Origin of the sequence: Tenacibaculum sp. AHE14PA (assembly GCF_019278465.1) — a bacterium.
Lineage (GTDB): Bacteria > Bacteroidota > Bacteroidia > Flavobacteriales > Flavobacteriaceae > Polaribacter > Polaribacter bernardetii.
In genome coordinates this window covers 2711839-2733543 of sequence record NZ_CP058983.1, presented here as the reverse complement: position 1 = coordinate 2733543, position 21705 = coordinate 2711839, and the positions used below count along the sequence as shown (strand labels likewise).

The 21705-nt window shown below is 32.4% G+C and carries 21 protein-coding genes and 1 tRNA gene; 3 read left to right on the top strand and 19 right to left on the bottom strand.

Annotated features, from left to right (window positions below):
- Window positions 1-162 precede the first annotated feature (162 nt).
- The 4 genes from H0I30_RS12590 to H0I30_RS12575 all read right to left on the bottom strand — a co-directional run bounded on the left by H0I30_RS12590 (window position 163) and on the right by H0I30_RS12575 (window position 2490).
- Complete coding sequence (locus H0I30_RS12590) at window positions 163-981, bottom strand: hypothetical protein (protein ID WP_218772207.1); 819 nt, start codon at window positions 979-981, stop codon at window positions 163-165.
- An 18-nt stretch (window positions 982-999) separates the two neighbouring features.
- On the bottom strand, window positions 1000-1194 hold the full coding sequence (locus tag H0I30_RS12585; RefSeq protein WP_218772206.1) for a hypothetical protein: 195 nt from the start codon (window positions 1192-1194) through the stop codon (window positions 1000-1002).
- A gap of 5 nt (window positions 1195-1199) precedes the next feature.
- Window positions 1200-1769, bottom strand: coding sequence for an RNA polymerase sigma factor (locus H0I30_RS12580; protein WP_218772205.1), 570 nt, complete (start codon window positions 1767-1769; stop codon window positions 1200-1202).
- Window positions 1770-1923: 154 nt separating this feature from the next.
- The gene (locus H0I30_RS12575; protein ID WP_218772204.1) at window positions 1924-2490 is read right to left on the bottom strand and encodes an RNA polymerase sigma factor; all 567 of its coding nucleotides are present in this window, start codon (window positions 2488-2490) and stop codon (window positions 1924-1926) included.
- Between the two features lie 221 nt (window positions 2491-2711).
- Here H0I30_RS12575 and H0I30_RS12570 point away from each other — a divergent pair, with 221 nt between their 5' ends.
- The 3 genes from H0I30_RS12570 to H0I30_RS12560 all read left to right on the top strand — a co-directional run bounded on the left by H0I30_RS12570 (window position 2712) and on the right by H0I30_RS12560 (window position 5452).
- The gene (locus tag H0I30_RS12570; RefSeq protein WP_028890199.1) at window positions 2712-3575 is read left to right on the top strand and encodes an RNA polymerase sigma factor RpoD/SigA; all 864 of its coding nucleotides are present in this window, start codon (window positions 2712-2714) and stop codon (window positions 3573-3575) included.
- Window positions 3576-4150: 575 nt separating this feature from the next.
- A complete protein-coding gene (gene rpe / locus H0I30_RS12565; RefSeq protein ID WP_218772203.1) occupies window positions 4151-4807 on the top strand; it encodes a ribulose-phosphate 3-epimerase in 657 nt (218 codons plus the stop codon).
- 12 nt (window positions 4808-4819) lie between these two features.
- Window positions 4820-5452, top strand: coding sequence for a Crp/Fnr family transcriptional regulator (locus H0I30_RS12560; protein WP_218772202.1), 633 nt, complete (start codon window positions 4820-4822; stop codon window positions 5450-5452).
- 146 nt (window positions 5453-5598) lie between these two features.
- Here H0I30_RS12560 and H0I30_RS12555 read toward each other — a convergent pair.
- The 15 genes from H0I30_RS12555 to mraZ all read right to left on the bottom strand — a co-directional run bounded on the left by H0I30_RS12555 (window position 5599) and on the right by mraZ (window position 21573).
- Window positions 5599-5672: transfer RNA gene (locus H0I30_RS12555), tRNA-Arg, on the bottom strand.
- A gap of 7 nt (window positions 5673-5679) precedes the next feature.
- Window positions 5680-6126 (bottom strand): GatB/YqeY domain-containing protein, encoded by a 447-nt coding sequence (locus H0I30_RS12550; RefSeq protein WP_218772201.1) that lies wholly within the window; start codon window positions 6124-6126, stop codon window positions 5680-5682.
- Window positions 6127-6194: 68 nt separating this feature from the next.
- Window positions 6195-8063: a cell division protein FtsZ gene (gene ftsZ, locus H0I30_RS12545; protein ID WP_218772200.1), complete on the bottom strand. Its 1869-nt coding sequence runs from the start codon at window positions 8061-8063 to the stop codon at window positions 6195-6197.
- A 79-nt stretch (window positions 8064-8142) separates the two neighbouring features.
- Entirely contained in the window at window positions 8143-9486 is a 1344-nt protein-coding gene (ftsA, locus tag H0I30_RS12540) for a cell division protein FtsA (protein WP_218772199.1), read from the bottom strand.
- Entirely contained in the window at window positions 9476-10213 is a 738-nt protein-coding gene (locus H0I30_RS12535; RefSeq protein WP_218772198.1) for a cell division protein FtsQ/DivIB, read from the bottom strand. Before H0I30_RS12535 ends, ftsA begins: the two co-directional genes overlap by 11 nt.
- 2 nt (window positions 10214-10215) lie before the next feature.
- Window positions 10216-11562: a UDP-N-acetylmuramate--L-alanine ligase gene (murC, locus tag H0I30_RS12530; protein ID WP_218772197.1), complete on the bottom strand. Its 1347-nt coding sequence runs from the start codon at window positions 11560-11562 to the stop codon at window positions 10216-10218.
- Window positions 11559-12653, bottom strand: coding sequence for an undecaprenyldiphospho-muramoylpentapeptide beta-N-acetylglucosaminyltransferase (gene murG, locus H0I30_RS12525; protein ID WP_218772196.1), 1095 nt, complete (start codon window positions 12651-12653; stop codon window positions 11559-11561). Before murG ends, murC begins: the two co-directional genes overlap by 4 nt.
- Entirely contained in the window at window positions 12637-13827 is a 1191-nt protein-coding gene (locus tag H0I30_RS12520; protein ID WP_218772195.1) for an FtsW/RodA/SpoVE family cell cycle protein, read from the bottom strand. Before H0I30_RS12520 ends, murG begins: the two co-directional genes overlap by 17 nt.
- A gap of 14 nt (window positions 13828-13841) precedes the next feature.
- Window positions 13842-15176 (bottom strand): UDP-N-acetylmuramoyl-L-alanine--D-glutamate ligase, encoded by a 1335-nt coding sequence (murD, locus tag H0I30_RS12515; RefSeq protein WP_218772194.1) that lies wholly within the window; start codon window positions 15174-15176, stop codon window positions 13842-13844.
- A gap of 1 nt (window position 15177) precedes the next feature.
- Complete coding sequence (mraY, locus tag H0I30_RS12510; protein WP_218772193.1) at window positions 15178-16404, bottom strand: phospho-N-acetylmuramoyl-pentapeptide-transferase; 1227 nt, start codon at window positions 16402-16404, stop codon at window positions 15178-15180.
- A 3-nt stretch (window positions 16405-16407) separates the two neighbouring features.
- Entirely contained in the window at window positions 16408-17874 is a 1467-nt protein-coding gene (locus H0I30_RS12505; RefSeq protein ID WP_218772192.1) for a UDP-N-acetylmuramoyl-L-alanyl-D-glutamate--2,6-diaminopimelate ligase, read from the bottom strand.
- Complete coding sequence (locus tag H0I30_RS12500) at window positions 17875-19887, bottom strand: penicillin-binding protein (protein ID WP_255554300.1); 2013 nt, start codon at window positions 19885-19887, stop codon at window positions 17875-17877.
- Window positions 19888-19893: 6 nt separating this feature from the next.
- A complete protein-coding gene (locus tag H0I30_RS12495; protein ID WP_218772191.1) occupies window positions 19894-20223 on the bottom strand; it encodes an FtsL-like putative cell division protein in 330 nt (109 codons plus the stop codon).
- Window positions 20223-21119, bottom strand: a complete 897-nt coding sequence (gene rsmH / locus H0I30_RS12490) for a 16S rRNA (cytosine(1402)-N(4))-methyltransferase RsmH (protein WP_218772190.1) — start codon at window positions 21117-21119, stop codon at window positions 20223-20225. Before rsmH ends, H0I30_RS12495 begins: the two co-directional genes overlap by 1 nt.
- Window positions 21106-21573: a division/cell wall cluster transcriptional repressor MraZ gene (gene mraZ / locus H0I30_RS12485; protein WP_218772189.1), complete on the bottom strand. Its 468-nt coding sequence runs from the start codon at window positions 21571-21573 to the stop codon at window positions 21106-21108. Before mraZ ends, rsmH begins: the two co-directional genes overlap by 14 nt.
- Window positions 21574-21705 lie beyond the last annotated feature (132 nt).

Here is a 21705-nt window from a genome sequence, read left to right as displayed (position 1 = left end):
TTAATTAAGTCACTTTTTTTACAAAAAAAATGACCATCTTTCGATGGTCATAACGACAAAGATAAATCTTTATCTATAAGATAGAAGTCCCCCGAAATCTATCATTTTCTTAATTTACTTTTCATTATTATCAACAAATATAAAATAAAAACCGACAAATCATTAATTTTTAACAACTATTTTACTGTCTACCACCTCCTTAATAGGAAAAACAACTTTTCCTTCAGCTGTTTTAATGGTTAAACAAATATTATCTATAGCTATTACAACACCTTCAACATCACCTATAATAACTTCTTTACCAATACTTACATTTTTCCTCGAATAATAACCATAAAGTAATCTTGCAACCACCTCTTTTGCTCCTAAACCAAAGGCTAAAGTGAATGCTAACAGAACAGAACCTATTAAAAGAGTTAGGTTGCTTTTAATTACTGATGTATCTACACCTGCTTGATCTAGTGCTGTTATTGACAGAAAAACTACTATTAAATAAAAAGCGATATTTCCTACAAGGTTTCCTCCTGATATTTCTAACGATTTAAACATTGTTTGTATTGCCTTCTTAACCATTGTACCTAAATAGGCCCCAGCTACAAAAATACCTAACGCTGTTAATAGTTTTGGTAGATATGCAAAAAAGCTTGTAATACCTTCTGAAACCACTATCAAACCAAAGATATTAGATCCAGCCATTACAAAGGTTAAAATTAAAAACCATTTTAAAACCGCGAGTATTGCATTTGTTAATACTATATTTATGGTAGAATTACCAAATATTTGAGTTTCACTTAATTTTTTAGACCATTCATCAATCTTTGTTTTTGTTAATGCTTTTCTAACAATAAACAAAAAGAGTTTGATGATTAACCAAGCTAATATAACAAAGCCAATAAAGCCAAGTACTGTTGGTAATGAATCAATAATATTCTGAAAAATATTTTTAAAAGGCTTAATAATATCAATTTGTAATATAATCATAGTTTCGTATTGGTTCTGTTATTCGTTGCTGTTAAATTCATTTTTAGATGCACCACCACCTAATAAATCAGCAATTGTACTTGGGTATTTAACCACAAATAAATCAGCGATATCTATCGATAGTTTAATCATTGCCACATCGTTTAGCACTTTTCCTTTAAGTGCCTCTGGCAATTCTTCGTTATGTAATATTTTCTTAAATGGGTTCTCCATAATTATTACAGTGCATTATATGCTTTTATAACTTTTTCTTTTGCTCTTTTTAAACGCATTTTTACTGCGCTTACTCCTAATTCTAATGCTTCTGAAATTTCCTTAATACTCATATCATCTTGATATTTCATTAATAAAATCATCTTTTCTGAAACCTGTATCTTCTCGAGTGCCTTTGCTAACTTATCAGCTTTTAACTCAAATAACGAAGCATCATCAATTTCATCGTCATTACTATCTTCTTTAATATTATCTGTTACAACAGTTACTTTTTCTTTTTTCTTCTCTTTATTTCTTTGTACATAATTTACACAAAAATTATAGGTGAAAGAATACAACCATGTAGAAAACTTAGACCTTCCTTTAAAAGTTCTTAATTTTATAAATAATTTAATGAACACATCATGTGTTAAATCTTGTGCCTCTTCTTTATTATTTGAAAAACCATAACATTTGTTATACACAATACCAGCGTATCGGTCATATAAAACAGCGAATAAATGAGTGTCATTTTTTTCTACTATTTTACTAACTAGCTCCTCATCGCTTAGTTTTGTATCATCAATGGGTTTCAATAGCTAATTTTGGTTCTAGATTTGTAATTCGGTATCTAAATAATTTAGACACTACTTTACAAAAAAGGTTACTATATATTTGTTCTATGTTACAAATTTAACACTTCAATATCAATAAAAAGTTTTTTTTAAAAGAAAATATAATATGCAGTTATTATAGTTCATTATAAATTTTTTTAACTTTTTCTTTTGTTCTTTTCAAACGCATTTTTACTGCGCTATCTCCTATATTTAATATTTTTGAAATTTCTTTAATACTCATTTCTTTTTGATACTTCATGAGTAATATTTTCTTTTCTGAAACATATAACATGTCTAAGCTTCTTTGTAATTTATCAATCTTTAGCTCAAAATAGAAAATACTGTCTATTTCATCTTGATTAGTTTTTTCCTTAATATCATCTGTTGCGATAGTTACTTTTTCTTTTTTTCTCTCTTTATTTCTTTGTACATAATTCACACAGAAGTTATAGGTAAAGGAATATAACCATGTAGAAAATTTAGACATACCTTTAAAATTTTTTATTTTTAAAAATAACATAACAAATACATCTTGTTTTAAGTCTTCTGCTTCTTGTTTGTTTTTAGAAAAACCATAACAATTAATATATACAAACTTTGAAAAGCGTTGATATAATTCTGCAAAAAGTATGTTATTATTAGTTCTAATTATTTCAAAAACTAAATCTTCATCTGTCATTTCTAATACTATATCATTCATTCTATCTATATATTTACTACACAAATTAAATAAACGATTAATCTCAAAAAATTTAAAAACGTTTAAACAGCATCTTATATCTTCAAAAGAGCATAATCTATCGATGAATTGTTTAAAACATATATTTCGAAAAAGTTTTATTTTTTTTGTAACATTATTGAAACTTCATACGTATAAGCTAATGTAGACGGATAGATGAATTAAAAATAGTACTTAATTAGATGAGACAACTAAAGATTACCAAGCAGGTTACTAATAGAGAAACCGCATCATTAGATAAATATTTACAAGAAATAGGAAAGGTAGATTTAATTACTGCTGATGAAGAAGTTGAATTGGCACAAAGAATTAAAGCTGGTGACCAAAGAGCTTTAGAAAAATTAACGAAGGCCAACTTGCGTTTCGTTGTTTCGGTAGCAAAGCAATATCAAAATCAAGGTTTAACATTACCTGATTTAATTAATGAAGGTAACTTAGGTTTAATTAAAGCGGCAAAACGTTTTGATGAAACTCGTGGTTTTAAATTTATCTCTTATGCTGTATGGTGGATTCGTCAATCGATATTACAGGCATTAGCAGAACAATCTCGTATTGTACGTTTACCGTTAAACAAGATTGGTTCTATCAACAAGATTAATAAAATGTATGCTTTCTTAGAGCAAGAAAACGAAAGACCGCCAAGTCCTGAAGAAATTGCTAAGAAGTTAGATATGACAGTGAACGATGTAAAAGAGTCTATGAAAAACTCTGGTCGTCACGTATCAATGGATGCTCCTTTAATTGAGGGTGAAGACTCTAACCTGTACGATGTATTAAACTCAGGTGAATCTCCAAACCCAGATAAAACATTATTACATGAATCTTTACGTATCGAAATTAACCGTGCGTTAGAAACATTAACACCTCGTGAGGCTGATGTTGTAAAATTATACTTCGGTTTAGGAGAACACCAACCAATGACTTTAGAAGAAATCGGTGAAACGTTCGATTTAACTCGTGAACGTGTGCGTCAGATTAAAGAAAAAGCTATCAGAAGATTAAAACATACTTCTAGATCTAAAATATTAATGACCTACCTAGGCTAGCACAATCACAGATTGCATTAAGTATCACACTCATGCGCTATCAAGCATGGAAGATATATAAAACTCTCGAATTCATTTTCGGGAGTTTTTTTATTTGAAGCTATTTCCCGCTTTCCTCTCTATCTTTTTATGCTGCTATTCCGAAGCTTGTATTTTACAAACTTTAGTAATCTTATAATTAAAAAGTAGATTGCTTCGTACCTCGCAATGACGCTTATTTATTTTAAGCATAAAAAGGATGTCACTTCAAATACAAAATATTCAACGACGCTATAAAATATAAAAGCGGAGTTAATCCGGACTAAACTTAAACCTTTTACAATGGCATACTTTTAATTTTTGCTAGAATTCAAATTGTATGAAACGGCAAGCAACCAAATAACGTAGTGGTCTGGATGCAATAGTGGAGTACAATGCTAAAGTTCAAAAAAATTAAAATAAGACTAGATTTTTGTTTCTTGTCAGCAATGGAAAAGAAAAAAAGAGAATTAAAATTAGCATTCTTACTTTTAAATTTCAAAAAACAACGACCAATTAATTATCTTTACACTACATAACAACACAACAACAAACAAATGAGTAAATTAATTGCACCATCAATTTTAGCGGCAGATTTTGCAAATCTTCAAAGAGACATCGAAATGGTAAACAATAGTGATGCCGATTGGTTTCATATTGATATTATGGACGGCGTTTTTGTACCAAACATATCTTTCGGAATGCCTGTTTTAAAAGCGATAACGAAACACGCCAAGAAAACAATCGATGTACATTTGATGATTGTTAATCCTGATCAGTACATTCAAACATTTGCAGATTTAGGAGCCGATATTTTAACGGTACATTACGAAGCTTGTACACATTTACATAGAACAATTCAAGCTATAAAAGCTGCAGGAATGAAAGCCGGAATTGCCTTAAACCCCCACACACCAATTGCTGTTATAGAAGACGTAATTGCCGATTTAGACTTGGTTTGTATTATGAGTGTAAATCCTGGTTTTGGCGGACAATCTTTCATAGAAAATACCTATAAAAAAGTAACTCAATTAAAACATTTAATCGAGTTTTCGAATTCTGAATGTCAAATAGAAATTGACGGGGGAGTAACCAATAAAAACGCGAACAAACTTATTGAAGCTGGCGCTGATGTTTTAGTAGCTGGTAGCTATGTTTTTAAAAGTGATAACCCTGCCAAAACTATTAAAATACTAAAAGAGTTGGCTAACTAAAACTAAAATAAATTGATAGAAAAAATTAAACAACATTACGGTTACTTATTTGAAGATGATTTAATTAACGAAATCGCTAATGTTGCCGTTTATAAAGAATTTAAAGAAGACACTATTATTATTGATGTTGATAGTAATATGGTCTCTATCCCTTTAATAATTAGCGGTGCTATTAAAATTTTAAGAGAAGATAAAGAGGGAGAAGAATTAGTTTTGTACTATATTGAAAAAGGTGATACTTGTGCAATGACACTTTCTTGTTGTATGGGAGAAACAAAAAGTAAAATCAAAGCAATTGCCGAGACGGATGTTACATTATTAATGATACCTAAAAACAAAATGTCCGAGTGGTTAAGTAAATACAAAAGTTGGCAAGAGTATATTTTACTAAGCTATCATTCTAGACTTAATGAATTCATTGAAGCTGTAGATTCTATTGCTTTTTTAAATATGGATGAGCGTTTATATAAATACCTTAAAGATAAGGCTATGGTCGTTGGCAATGATGTCTTAAATGTTACTCATTTACAAGTAGCTAATGACTTACACACTTCTAGAGTTGTCATCTCTAGATTATTGAAAGCTTTAGAGAAACAATCGAAGATAGAATTACATAGAAATCAAATAAAAATACTAGCTCTTTAATTTTAAGAAAATTAAAATGTTATGTAACTTAAGTTACATAACATAAAATAATTCTTATATACTTTAGCACTTTATTAAAAAAGTTCCCCTTTTTATATTCCCCTAAAAAAGCAGTAGATATTTCTACTGCTTTTTTGTTCTTTTTGTGACTGCGAAGGGATTCGAACCCCCAACCATCAGAGCCGAAATCTGATATTCTATCCAGTTGAACTACGCAGCCATTATTATTAAGCTAAGCTTTTTTTAACAATCATTGAAATAGTTTTGCCATCAGCCTTTCCTGCTAATTGTTTTGAAACCATCCCCATTACTTTTCCCATATCTTTCATCCCTTCTGCTCCGACTTTAACAATAGTTTCGTTTACCACTTTTTCAATTTCATCTTCAGATAAAGCTTCAGGTAAAAACTGTTCTAAAACGGCTGCTTCTGCCAATTCAGGATCTGCCAAATCTGCCCTACCTTGTTCAGAAAAAACTACGGCACTATCTTTACGTTGTTTTACTTGTTTCTGAATAATTTTCAATTCTTCAGCTTCTGTAATCTCCCCTGTTCCTGTTTCAGTATTTGCTAACATAAAAGCTGACTTCAAAGCTCTAAGAGCTGTTAAAGCAACTGTATCTTTCGATTTCATTGCTTCTTTCATCTTATCCATCACTTGTTTTTGTAAACTCATCTTTCTTTTTTTATGATTAAAAAATTCCCGACAAGGCGGGAATTTTAAAAAAGTATATTCTTATTTTATTAATCTACATTATCATGTAAAAACGAATTATTAGAACGTAACAAATCGTTATTATCTGTATTTAATGCAGTATCTGATCTACTAATATCAGAACCTGTATTAATATCTACACCTAATCTTTTGTAGGCTGGTTGACGCTCAATTTCATCAATATTTTTACTAACTTGATCGTTGAACTTATAATTAAACCCTTTCATTTTATCACGTCTTTCTTGCGTTCTTTTTTGCAATTCCGATATGGTAATTTCTAAAGGTGAAACCTCTTCGCTTGTCGTTTCTATATTATTAATTTCTTCTTTAGTTTTAGTCTTCACTTTAAATTGTAAAGCTTCTTCAACTTCCTCTTTTATAACCGGAGTAGAACTTTTACCAATGGTTGGCTGCGCATTAAAATCATCTAAAACATAACGCTTTTCTATTTGATGAACCTGAGGTTTTACTTCTTGAGCTACAACTTTTATGTTTTTAATTTCATTTGTTGTTGTTACAATTGGCGCTACTGGTGTAATTTCTTCATATGAATTTACCGGTAAGTCAAACAATAAGTCTTGTTGAACAGGCTGTTGTTGTACTTCTTGCTTAACAACTTCTTGCTCAGCAATATTTGTAATAATAAAATCGTCTTCAGAAATTGTTTCTATAGCAACCTCTTCATAAACAACATTAATGTTTTTTATAGCCTCTGTTGTAGGAATTAAATTTGATTTTGGCGCTTCTTTTTCTTCCTCTAAAACATGAACAACTTTACTAGGTGTTGCTGAAGCGAAAGGTTGATTAAGACCTGGTGCTACCTGTACTTTTTTTTCTCCAAAATTATAGGTAGCCTTCTGTTCATCTTCTAAGGTGTGAACAATTTTTTTCACCTCAGTATCTGTAATTGTTCCTTGTTGATCTGCAGTAAAACCCGTTGCAACAATAGTAACAGCAATACCATCATCTAAAGACTCATCTTCACCAACTCCCATAATGATGTTTGCATCATAACCTGCTTCATCTTGAATATAGTCATTAATTTCTCCGATTTCATCTAAAGTAACTTCATTAGCACCTGAAACAATTAATAGTAAAACGTTCTTAGCTCCCGTGATTTTGTTATCATTTAACAACGGTGAATCTAATGCTTTTACTATGGCGTTTTTAGCTCGGTTATCTCCTGTTTCTTTAGCAGATCCCATAATTGCAGTTCCACTATTAGAAAGCACAGTTTTAGCATCGTGTAAATCAATATTTTGTTTATAGTGATGTGTTATTACTTCTGCAATACCTTTAGCAGCTGTTGCTAAAACTTCATCCGCTTTAGAAAAACCTGCTTTAAAACCTAAGTTTCCGTAAACTTCACGTAACTTATTATTATTTATAACAATAAGTGAATCTACATTTTGACGTAGTTCATCTATACCTTTTTGAGCTTGTTTGGTACGCATTCTACCTTCAAACTGAAATGGCATTGTAACGATACCTACCGTTAAAACATCCATATCTTTTGCAATCTTTGCTATAATAGGCGCGGCTCCTGTACCTGTACCACCACCCATACCGGCAGTAATGAATACCATTTTAGTATGCGTGCTTAACATTTGCTGAATCTCCTGGATACTTTCTGCTGCTGCTTGTGCACCAACATCAGGATTAGCTCCTGCCCCTAAACCAGAAGTTAGATGTGCTCCTAATTGAATTTTATTCGGAATAGGACTGCTTTCTAACGCTTGCGCATCGGTATTACAAATTACGAAATCTACTCCGTGAATTTGTTTACTAAACATGTGGTCTACAGCATTGCTTCCACCCCCACCAACACCAATCACTTTAATAGCATTCGATTGTGTTTTTGGCATGTCGAATGAAATGTTATTGAATTCTGTACTCATAATAACTTTCCTTTTAATTTTTATTCATTTACTTTCTTTTTCTAGGGGATAAAAAAGAACACTTAATTTATATACTTACTTATTCCGCGTTATCTAGAAACTCCGTAAATCTTTCTCTAAATTTATCAAAAATAGATTTTGTTTTCCCTCTAACCACTTGTTTTTCAACATTCAATTCCTCCGAAACATTTTCTGCTTCTATAATATTTTGTGTCTCAGCAACTATGGGCTCCTTAGCAACTTCTTCTTCTACCTTGTAAGCATCTTTACGTAAACCCTCCATTAACAAACCTACTGCAGTTGCATATGACGGACTAGATAAAACCTCGTCAGAATCACCTGCTAGGTGCTCATTCGGGTATCCAATACGAACGTCCATACCTGTAATATATTCTACTAGTTGACGCAAATGTTTTAACTGAGATCCTCCTCCTGTTAAAACGATCCCTGCTATTAGTTTTCCTTTCTGAGTTTCGTGCCCGTAATTTTTTATTTCTAAATACACATGCTCTATAATTTCCTGTACTCTAGCATGAATTATTTTCGATAAATTTTTAAGAGTAATCTCTTTAGGCTCTCTTCCTCGTAATCCTGGAATAGAAACAATTTCTGTTTCTTTATTTTCTCCTGGCCAAGCAGATCCGAATTTAACTTTTAACAATTCAGCTTGCTTTTCAATTATAGAACAGCCTTCTTTAATATCTTCAGTTATAACATTTCCTCCAAAAGGAATCACTGCTGTATGGCGAATAATACCATCTTTAAAAATTGCCAAATCAGTTGTACCACCTCCAATATCAATTAAAGCAACACCTGCTTCTTTTTCTTCTTGACTTAAAACTGCTGATGCTGATGCCAATGGCTCTAATGTTATATCTGACAAACTTAAACCAGCACTTTTAACACATCTCCCTATATTTCTGATAGAAGAAACCTGACCAACAACTACGTGAAAGTTAGCTTCTAACCTACCTCCATACATACCAATAGGCTCTTTAATTTCCGCCTGACTATCAACCTTAAAGTCCTGGGGTAAAACATGAATAATTTCTTCACCCGGAAGCATTACCAATTTGTGTACCTGATTTACTAAACTTTCTATATCTGCTTCATTAATTACTTCATCTGATTTTTCACGAGTTATATAATCACTATGATGTAAGCTCCTAATATGCTGACCTGCAATACCCACAACTACATTTTCAATCATCTGGCCAGAAACACTTTGTGCTTCATCTACTGCCTGTTGAATAGATTGAATAGTTTGGGTTATATTGTTTACCACTCCTCGTTTTACACCTAAACTCTTAGCCTTACCAATACCCAAAACCTCTAATTTGTCGTACTCGTTCTTACGACCAATCATAGCAACAATTTTGGTGGTACCAATATCTAAACCAACTGCAATTTTATTATTCTCCATCTTGCTTTTGTTTTGTGCACACAACTTGGTTGTGGTATTTTACATTTATTGTCTTATAATTTTTAATTGTTTTATCAATCAATGCTTTATTATAAAAAGCTATTAACTTTTTAAATTTTACATTTATATCTTCTAGCGCTCCAAAAATTATTTGATACTCACCACTTCTAACTGTAAAAACATATTCATCTTGAGTATTTTTTTGAATTGCAATAATTTCTTTACTTAAAAAATCATTGCTTTCAATTACTTTTATCAAGTTTATTAACTCACTGATGTCTTTAATACTCTCTACTCCCGAAACCAACGGAACTCTTGCTGAAAAATTCATCGATAAGGGAATTTTCACTCCAAACTTATCTACATAATAAGACTCATCTTTATTAATAACACGAGCTATTGGTGTACGTTGTTTTATCAGTGTTTTTAAGACGCCATTAATTGTTAAAAAAACAGCTGCTTTTTCAACATAAGGATTCTCAGAAACCTTGGTTTCTAAAAGGTGTAAATCTACTACTCTTTTTGGTTGATTTTTAACAAATTTTTTATTTTGTATTAACAATTTATCAACCATACTGTGTGTCAAAAAGTTATTGTTACCTGCTTCAAATTCAACCACAGTGTTTTCTACCTTTTTAACCCCATTTTTACTAGTTGTAAAGCCATATAAAAAGCCCATAAACACCAGTAACACGAAAAAAGAAAGATATGTTGCTACTTTTTTCATTCTTAAATATTATATTTTTTCTCTAAACTATTCTTTACTTCGTCAACCAATAAACCAATATCTCCCGCTCCTAACATTACTATAATTTTCGATTCAGATTTTAAGATTTCTCTCTCTAAGTTTTCTTTAGATACCAACGCCTTATTAACTGAATTTATTTTATCTAATAACCAGGCAGCAGTAATTCCTTTTATAGGCAGTTCTCTTGCCGGATAAATATCTAATAACAACAGTTCATCAAACTTAGAAAGCGCAGTTGAAAAATCTTCTACAAAATCTTTTGTTCTCGTATATAAATGCGGTTGAAAAACAGCCAATACTTTTTCTTTTGGATACATTTCTCGCACAGAATGTTCTACGGCATTAATCTCTGTTGGATGATGTGCATAATCATCAATCAACACTATGCTTTCATTTTTGATTTTATATGAAAATCTACGCTGAACACCTTTAAAAGTTCTTAATTGCTCTTTAATACTTTCTAACGAAACACCATAAACATCAGCCATTGCTAAAGCAGCCAGAGCATTCATCATGTTGTGCTTTCCTGGCAAATGGAATTCTATATTTTTTATTTCTGATGTTGGTGTTTGCACATCAAAAACATATATCCCTGTTTCAACTTTTACATTGTATGCTCTGTAATCTGCAACATCATCTACAGCATATGTTAATCCTTTTAAAGGCAATCCTTTTTCTACAATTAATGTATCAGAAACTTTATTTGCAAATTCTCTAAACGACTGTTGCAACATTTCATTTTCTCCATAAATATCTAAATGATCAGCATCCATAGAAGTAACGCACGCAATATTTGGAGATAACTTTAAAAACGAACGATCAAACTCATCTGCCTCTACAACTGATATTTTATCTTCTCCTAAAATTAAATTCGAGTTATAGTTTTCTGCAATTCCACCTAAAAAAGATGTTGCCTTTTCAGGCTGCATTATATGACCTAAGATTGAAGACGTTGTGGTTTTACCATGCGTACCTGCAACACCTAAACAAAAAGTATTTTTTGTTATTTCTCCTAAAATCTCAGCCCTTTTTAAAATCTCAAATCCGTTATTGATAAAATAATTTAATTCTTGATGCGTACTCGGAATCGCAGGTGTATAAACCACCAACGTTTGTTTTTTATCTAAACAAGAAATATCGATATTTTTAACAGCATCTTCAAAATGGATTTTAACACCAATCTCCTCCAATTTTTTAGTAATCGGACTTGGTGTTTTGTCGTATCCAAACACTTGCTTTCCGTTCACAGCAAAATAACGAGCAATAGCACTCATACCAATTCCTCCGACACCTATAAAATAAACGTTATGTACTGTTTTTAAATTCACCTATTTATTAATTTTTCTACCTCGTTAACAATATCACTCGTTGCATTAGGCAACGCTAACTCATTTATATTTTCACTTAAACTCTGCTGTTTTCCTTTATCTTTTAATAATGTTTCTATTACAATCGGAAAAGTATCTAGTTCACTTTCTTTTACTAAAATAGCACCATGTTTATCTACAATAGATTTCGCATTTTTTGTTTGATGATCTTCTGCCACATTTGGTGACGGAATAAAAACAGTTGGTTTACCTACAATGCATAATTCAGATACCGAACTTGCACCCGCTCTTGAAACCACAAAATCTGCCGCCGCATAAGCTAAATCCATTCTATTTAAAAACTGATGTACCTGTACATTTTCAACTTCATTATGTTTTTTATAATCTTCAAAATACAACTTACCACATTGCCAGATTAATTGAATGTTTTGATTTTTAAAAAAGTCTAGATTTTCTTCTATTAGTTGATTTATCTTTCTTGCCCCTAAACTTCCCCCTAAAATTAGCATTGTTTTTTTAGAAGTATCTAATTCAAAAAACTCCTTTCCTTCTGCAGTTTTTGTATGAATACTTAACAAATCTTGACGAACAGGATTTCCTGTTTTTACAATTTTATCCTTCGGAAAAAAACGCTCTAAATTATCATAAGCAACACATATTTTACCTGCTTTTTTACTTAGTAACTTATTTGTAATTCCTGGATATGAATTTTGCTCCTGCACCACAGTATGAATTCCTTTTTTATTAGCAACCATTAACGTTGGTCCGCTTGCAAAACCACCAGTGCCAATCACTATGTTTGGTTTAAATTTTTTGATAATTCTATGCGCTTTCCATAAACTGCTCAGCAACTTAAAAGGAAACATTAAATTAGCAACTGTCAACTTTCTTTGAATACCTGAGATCCACAATCCTTTTATATTATAACCAGCTTGTGGAACTTTTTCCATCTCCATTTTATCCTTCGCTCCAACAAACAAAATATTAGCCGCTGGATAACGGACTTTTATTTCGTTTGCAATTGCTATTGCCGGATAAATATGCCCGCCTGTACCACCACCACTTATAATAACGTTAATCGATTGTTTCATGTAAGACACTTAAAGGATTATCATCTAGAATTGTTTCTTCTGTTTCATTTTTATGAGCACTAACACTCAATATCATTCCCAAAGCAAAACAAGTCATCCAAATAGAGGTACCTCCACTACTAATTAGTGGTAATGTTTGCCCCGTTACTGGCAATATGTTTACAGCTACAGCCATATTAATCATTGCCTGAAAAACAATTGGTATCCCTACTCCCAACACCATCAATGTCGCAAAGATTGTAGTTGCTTTTTTAGCTGTTATTAAAATTCTAAATAGCAATAAAAAATAAATGAATACAACAATAACAGCTCCTACCAAACCATATTCTTCAACAATAATCGCATATATAAAATCGGAAGATGACTGCGGTAAAAAGTTTTTCTGAACACTTTTTCCTGGTCCATTTCCTAACATACCGCCAGTGGCTATTGCTATTTTTGCTTTTTCTACTTGGTAATTCTCTTTTCTGCCTGAATCAGAAAACCCTTCTAACCTACTCTGCCAAGTACTTACTCTGTTTGGCATTGCATCTGGAAAAGCCTTTGCTACAAGTATGAAAAAAAGCAACGAGAAAAGGCCTAACCCTAATATATACCCTATATACTTTAATGGATATCCTCCTATAAAAGCTAATAATAAAATCATAAAAAAAACAATAGCTGTTGTAGAGAAGTTCGCAGGAAGCACCAACAATAGTATTAAAGCTACAGGCAACCACAGTTGAACTAAACTATCTCTAAACGATATTAATTTCTCTTTATTTTTTGCTAAATATCTAGATACATATACCATTAACACTAAGCCTGCCAACGTAGAGGTCTGAAAACCAATACCTACAAACGGTATACGAATCCACCTACTTGCGTTCGCACCTCCAATTGTTGTTCCTTGAGCCAATGTAAAACCCAATAACAGCACCACTATCGGTAACATTATAACTGAACCTCCACTGAAATACCTATACGGAACTTTATGTACCCCATAAATTACTGCAAAACCAGTAATTAATAAGACAACATGCTTTACTAAATGCCCTAATGTAGAACCATTACCAACCACATAAACTAAATTGGTACTAGCACTGTAAATAGGCATAAATGAAAATATTGCCAACACAGCAACAATAGCCCAAATAGCCCTGTCTCCTTTTATATGTTGAAAAATGGTTTTCATTAATCTACTTATTTTTATAAATTTTTAATAGCTTCTTTAAACTTATTACCTCTGTCCTCGTAATTTTCAAACAAATCAAAACTAGCGCATGCTGGAGATAACAAAACAACATCTCCTGCTTTTGCTACTTTATTTGCAACCTTAACAGCTTCTTCCGCTCCAGCTGTCTCAACCATAACGTCTACAACACTACCAAAGGTTTCTATAATCTTTTGATTATCTAAACCTAAACAAACAATTGCTTTTACCTTCTCTCTTACCAATGGTAATAAATCGGTATAATCGTTTCCTTTATCAACTCCTCCAACTATCCAAACTGTAGGGCTATCCATACATTCTAATGCATAAAAAACAGCATTTATATTTGTAGCTTTACTATCGTTGATAAATTGTACACCATTAATTTTTTGCACATATTCTAAACGATGCGCTACACCCTCAAAATCCAATAAGCTTTCGGCTATTGTTTCTTTTCTTACTTGTAACAATCTTGCAGCCATAGATGCAGCCATTGCATTTTTAGTGTTGTGTTTTCCTTTTAATGCTAATTCAGAAACGTTCATCAATATTTCTTCTGTTGTTAATTTCATTATTATTTTATCTTGTCTTAAAAAAGCACCATATTCTAATTCTTTTTCAACCGAAAAAGGCACTTTTTTTGCGTTAACTTTATTTTTACTTAACCAATTTTGTATAGCCTGATCATCTGCATCATATATTAAAAAATCGTCTTTCGTTTGATTTTTTGTTATTTGAAACTTTGATGCTATATACTTATCAAAACTATACTCGTATCTATCTAAATGATCTGCTGATATATTTGTTATAATTGCAATATGTGGTTTAAACTCTATAATTCCATCTAACTGAAAACTACTTAATTCTAACACATATTCACTGTAATCTCTCTGTGCAACCTGCTGCGCAAAACTATCACCTATATTTCCTCCTACACCAACGTTTAACCCCGCTCTTTTAAGTACATGACCTGCTAACAGAGTGGTCGTTGTTTTTCCGTTTGAACCTGTAATTCCGATTATTTTTGCATTTGTAAATTCAGCTGCAAATTCTATTTCAGAAATTACTTTTATTCCTTTTGAAATCAATTCTTGAACTAACTTTACGCCATCAGGAATACCAGGACTTTTCATTACTACATCGGCATTAAAAATTTTACTTTCTGTATGCTTATTTTCTTCAAAATCGATTGAATTATGTAAAAGAACTTTTTTGTACCTCTCTGCAATACAACCTTTATCAGAAACAAAAACTTCAAATCCTTTTTCTTTTCCTAATAATGCTGTACCAACACCACTTTCTCCTCCGCCAAGAACTACCAACCTTTTCATTTTATCTTAATTTCAAGGTTATAATAGTTAACACAGCTAATAAGATTCCTACAATCCAAAAACGGGTAACTATTTTACTTTCATGGTAATTTAATTTTTGATAATGATGATGTAATGGTGCCATTTTAAAAATTCTCTTTCCTACTCCAAATCGTTTTTTGGTGTATTTAAAATAAAACACCTGAAGAATTACTGATAAATTCTCAACGACAAAAATTCCTGCTAAAATTGGCAACAATAATTCTTTACGAATTGCAATAGCAATAACCGCTATAATTCCTCCGATTGTTAAACTCCCTGTATCTCCCATAAAAACCTGTGCAGGATATGTATTGTACCAAAGAAACCCAATTAAGGCGCCTGCAAATGCGAATATAAATACCGTCATTTCTCCAGAATTTGGGATATACATTACATCGAGATAATCTGCAAAAATTATATTTCCTGATACCCATGCAAATATTGCCAATGCGATCACCATAATTGCGGATGTACCGGCCGCTAACCCGTCGATTCCATCTGTTAGGTTTGCGCCATTTGATATTCCGGTTACAATAAAAACAACTACGAAGATGAAAACAACCCATCCGTATTTTTCATAACCATCACCTAAAAAGTTAAACGCTTTTGCATAATCTAATTCATTGTTCTTTAAAAACGGAACGGTTGTTTTTGTTGATTTATGTGCCTCACCAAAAACCTTTACTTTTCCGTTTACTTGCTCTACTTGTTGTAAAATAGGAAGCTGCTCTTTAATTGTTACATCTGGATGAAAATAAAGCATAGAACCTACAATTATTCCTAAGCCGACTTGACCTAACACTTTAAATTTACCTTTTAAGCCTGCCTTATCTTTTTTAAATACTTTTATATAATCATCCGTAAAACCTATCACACCCATCCAAACGGTAGTAATTAACAAGATGACGATGTAAATGTTTTCTAATTTTGCCAATAACAAAACCGGTACTAGAGTGGCAAGAATTATAATAAGTCCGCCCATCGTTGGCGTTCCTGCTTTTTGCACCTGCCCCATTAAACCTAAATCCCTTACTGTTTCACCAATTTGTTGTTTTCTTAAAAAATTAATTATTTTTTTCCCGAATATAGTTGATATCAACAAAGACAAAATAAATGCGATTGCAGCACGAAACGTAATAAACTGAAACACACTTGCTCCTGTTAAATTAAATTCACTCTCTAAATATTGAAATATATAATACAGCATGCTCTATGTGTTTTTTAGTTGATTGAAACAATTCTCTACTTCCTCTAAATCATCAAAATGATGTTTTACACCATTTATATCTTGATAATTTTCATGTCCTTTTCCTGCAATCAATATTATATCTCCTTTTACTGCCAATTTGCATGCTGTTTTAATTGCTTGCTTTCTATTTACAATCGACAATGTTTTTTTATAGTTTTCTGGAGACACTCCTGCTTCCATTTCATCAATAATCACCTGAGCATCTTCTGTTCTTGGATTATCTGAGGTAAAAATCGCCTGACCACTTAGTTGAGAAGCAATCAACGCCATTTTTGGTCGCTTTGTTTTATCCCTGTCACCTCCACAACCTATGACAGTAATTACCTTTTCGTTACCTGTACGGATATCATTTATAGTTTGTAACACATTTTTAAGTGCATCTGGTGTGTGCGCATAATCAACAACAGCAGTTACTCCGCCATCCGACACCGTATACTGAAAACGTCCATCTACACTTTCTAACTCACTTATAAGCCTTAAGATTTCTAATTTCTCTAAGCCTAATAAATCTGCAACTCCAAAAATTGCCAATAAATTAGAAGCGTTAAATTCACCGATTAACTTTGTCCAAACCTCAATATTATTAATCGTTAATAAACTTCCTGAAAAACTTTTTTCTAACACTTTAGCTTTAAAATCACCCAATGTTTTTAATGCATAGGTTTGCTTGTTTGCTTTGGTATTTTGCAGCATTATCTGCCCGTTCTTATCATCAATATTTACCAATGCAAATGCTGATTTTGGCAACGAATCAAAAAATGATTTTTTTACATCTCTGTACTCTGCAAATGTTTCATGATAATCTAAATGATCGTGTGATAAGTTTGTAAAAACCCCACCTACAAAGCTCAATCCTTCAGTTCTTTTTTGATGAATTCCGTGAGAACTAACTTCCATAAAGCAATACTCAACACCTGCATCAATCATTAACGATAAGTATTTATTTATCGCTAGAGAATTTGGTGTTGTATGTGTTGACTTATGCGTTTCATCAGCAACCATTATTTTAACTGTTGATAATAAACCAACTTTATAACCTGCTTTTTTAAATAACTGATATAATAAGGTAGCTATTGTTGTTTTTCCGTTTGTACCTGTAACACCTACCAATTGTAATTTACTTGACGGATTCTCATAAAAATTGGCAGCCATAATTGCTAATGCAATATTAGAATCATTAACCTCAACATAAGTTACCCCCTCTTTTTTATCCGCAGGAATACTTTCACAAACAACAACAGTGGCACCTAAGTTCAATGTTTTTTCTATAAACTGATGCCCATCAACAGTAACTCCTTTTTGCGCAACAAACAAGTCGTTTTTTTGCACCAATCGGCTATCAAACTGAATATTGTTGATTGCAACATCAGTATCTCCATAAATTTTATTTACAGCTACTTTATATAATATATCTTTTAACTTTCTCAATTATGATAACTTTAAATAAACAGTTGCTCCTTTTGATACTTTTAGCCCATTATCTATAGATTGCTCTGTTACTTTTCCCATTCCTGAGAACCTAACCTTCAATCCCATGTTTTCTAATAAAGCAACCGCATCCATTCCGCTCATACCTAAAACCCTAGGCATAATTGTTTTATATTTTCTTAATTTCTTATAATAATCCTGATATTCATTATCAATACTTGCTGATGAAATCTCATCCGATACTAATTGATTATTTACAGGAGTTGTTGTGTATATTTTCTGTGCGATATCCTTAAAAACAGGAGCAGCAACTATAGCTCCGTAATATCCTTTTTCCTTCTTCGGACTATGAACAACTACGATACATGAATATTTAGGTTCATCAGCAGGGAAAAAACCAGCAAAAGATGCTACATATTTTTTACTAGAATAATGACCATAAACAGTTTTACCATTTTCATCCTTGTGCTTAGGAATCCATTTTTTTGCCGTCCCTGTTTTACCTGCCATAGAAAAATTTGAAGAATACACATTCATTGCCGTACCTTTTTCTACAACATTTTCCATAACTTTTCTCACCTTATTCAGGGTCGTTTGAGAGGCTATTTTTTCTTTTAAAACCTGAGTACCAAAACTTTTCTCCGTTTTCCCACCAATTCTTAACTCTTTAACAAAGTAAGGCTTTACCAGTTTTCCGTTATTAGCAACAGCGTTATAAAAAGCCAATGTTTGTAATGGTGTAAGAGAAACTCCATACCCCCAAGCCATCCATTCTAATGAAATCGGACTCCAACTTTTTTCTGAAGAATTCGGAATGTACGGTTTACCTTCTCCTTTTATTTTAACACCAGTTAACTGGTCTAAACCAAAAGACTTAATCCGTTTTGTAAATTTCTCAGGGTTTTTATCGTAATGTTTTTTTATTGTTTTTACAATACCAACATTAGAGGAAACCTCAAAAACACGCGCTAATGATATTTTACCATATCCACCTCTTTTACTATCCTCTACCTTTCTGTTGTTAATATAAATTCTACCTTTTTCGCAATCAATTACATCCGAAGTATCAGCAACTTTATCTTCTAAGGCAGCCATTAAACTTGCTAGTTTAAATGTAGAACCAGGCTCGTGGCTTTCCCAAACTGCGTAATTTCTTTTTTCGTAGTATTTTCCTTTAGACGTTCTTCCTAAATTCGAAATTGCTTTTATCTCACCCGTTGCTACTTCCATCACCACTGCACAACCATGATCTGCTTCAAAATACTCTAATTGACTAAGCAATGCATGATGCGTTATATCTTGAATATTTACATCGATTGTTGTTATTACATCACTACCATCTATTGGTTCTTTTTCATTTACATCATTAATAGGTCTCCATTGCCCTTTTGCAATCTTTTGTTTCAAACGCCAACCATTTTCTCCCTGCATATAATCAGCAAAAGCACCCTCTATTCCTGCTCCACCTCTTTTATTATCATAACCAATAGTTCTTTCTGCAATTTTACCTATCGGATGTACTCTTACCGTGCTTTGCTCTGCAATAAAACCACCTCTATAAATTCCCTCTTTAAAAATCGGGAACTTTCTCATTCTTACATAATCATTGTACCCCACATTACGAGCGATTAATAAATAACGGTTCTGTTGTTTTTTTGCTTGTCTTATTTTTTTCTGATAGTAACTTGTAGATTTACCTAACATCGCCGACAATGATTCCGACAAACCTCGAATGTTCTTCTCAAACACTTCTGATTTTACAGCAACAACATCCATACGAATTGTATATTTTGACATTGAAGTCGCCAATAAATTTCCATCCGCAGCATATACATTACCTCGGTTTGCAAATATAGTGTCGTTTTTTACTGTTTTTTCTTGAGATAGCTTTCTATACTTATCACCATCTACATACTGAAGATTAAATACTCTAAAAACAATAACCACAAAGAAAAGCGTCATTAAAACAACTACCACATAGAGTTTGTTTAATATCCCTTTCTTTTCTACCATGCTTATTTATTCTTTTTTAGTTGTTACTTTTATTTTCTGAGGAGGTTTCTCAGCCGGAAACAATCCTTTTTCTTTTACTCTTTTCCGAATACTACTTTCTAACTTCATCCTTGTTAACTCGGTACTCGTATCAAAATCTTCTGCTCGCAATTCTCTTTTCAGCTTATTTAGCTCCGCAATCTTCACCACTTTCGCATCTAAACTATGAGAACTCGATATCATGATTAATAATAACACTACTACAAAAATTAATATCCGCCAATTATTAAAAGAACTATCATCCGTTAAAAAGCGCCCTCGCAAAACATCGTAAATACCCTCTCTTACCTTAGACATTATTTAAGTGTTGCTGCTCTTAATTTTGCACTCCTGGCCCTATTATTCACTTTCACTTCCTCTCTAGCTGGTATAATCATTTTACCAACCTTCTTTAAAGGAACACTAATGTTTCCGTAAAAATCTTTTTCTGGCTCACCACTAAACAACCCTGTTCTTATAAATCGCTTTACCAACCTATCTTCTAACGAATGATAAGAAATAACACTTAATCGACCATCTTCCTTTAACAAATCTGGCATTTGCTGTAAGAATTCTTTTAAAACCTCTAGTTCCTGATTCACCTCTATTCTTACTGCCTGAAAAATTTGCGCTAATATCTTATGCTCTTTAGCCTGCGGCAAAAACTCTTTTAAAACTTCTTTTAACTGAAAACTTGTAGCAATTTCTTCTTCTTGTCTTGCCTCCACAATCTTCTTAGCCAGTGTTCGTGCATTTCTTAACTCTCCATACAAAAACAACACATCCGCTAATCTTTCTTCACTGTATTTATTGATAATTTTTTTTGCTGATAAATCCGATTTCTGATCCATCCTCATATCTAAATCAGCATCAAATCTTGTAGAAAAACCTCTTTCTGCCTCATCAAATTGATGAGAAGAAACTCCTAAATCAGCCAAAACACCATCTACCTTACGAATTCCGTAAAAACGAAGAAATCTCGATATAAATCGAAAATTCTCTCCAATAAGCACAAAGCGCTCATCATTAATTGTATTTTGCTGCGCATCTGGATCCTGATCAAAAGCAAACAACTTTCCGCTCTTACCCAATCTACTTAATATCTCTCTTGAATGACCTCCGCCACCAAAAGTAACATCAACATACACCCCATCCTCTTTAATATTAAGCGCATCTACACTTTCCTTCAGTAAAACTGGACTATGATAATTCATCTACACCTGTATTTCCCATCACCTCTTCTGCCAAATCAGCAAAATCAACAACAGCATCATCTATTACTTTCTCGTACTTATCTTTATCCCAGATCTCAATAATATTTACAGCAGAAGAAAGCACAACTTGCTTTCCTATACCCGCAAACTGACAGAGATCTTTTGATACCAAAATTCTACCCGAAGCATCTACATCAACAGTTTTCACACCCGCCGTAAACCTTCTAATAAAATCATTATTCTTCTTTACAAATCGATTTAATTTATTAATCTTTTGCATCATTAAACCCCACTCCTTCATCGGATACAACTCCAAACAAGGCTGAAAAACAGAACGCTTAACCACAAAACCATCTTGCAACACAGCAGACAATTGCTTCTTGAAAGCCGATGACATCATCAACCTCCCTTTAGCATCTACCTTACACTCGTATGTTCCAATTAAATTCACCACGTTACACGCTCATAGTTTGCATCAAAAATAAAGAATATTTACCACTTTTTACCACTTTTTACCACTTTGTTGATAAGTTTTGAGTTTTAAGCTAAAAAACTGACAGTAAGAGTAGTTAACTTCGCTAATGAG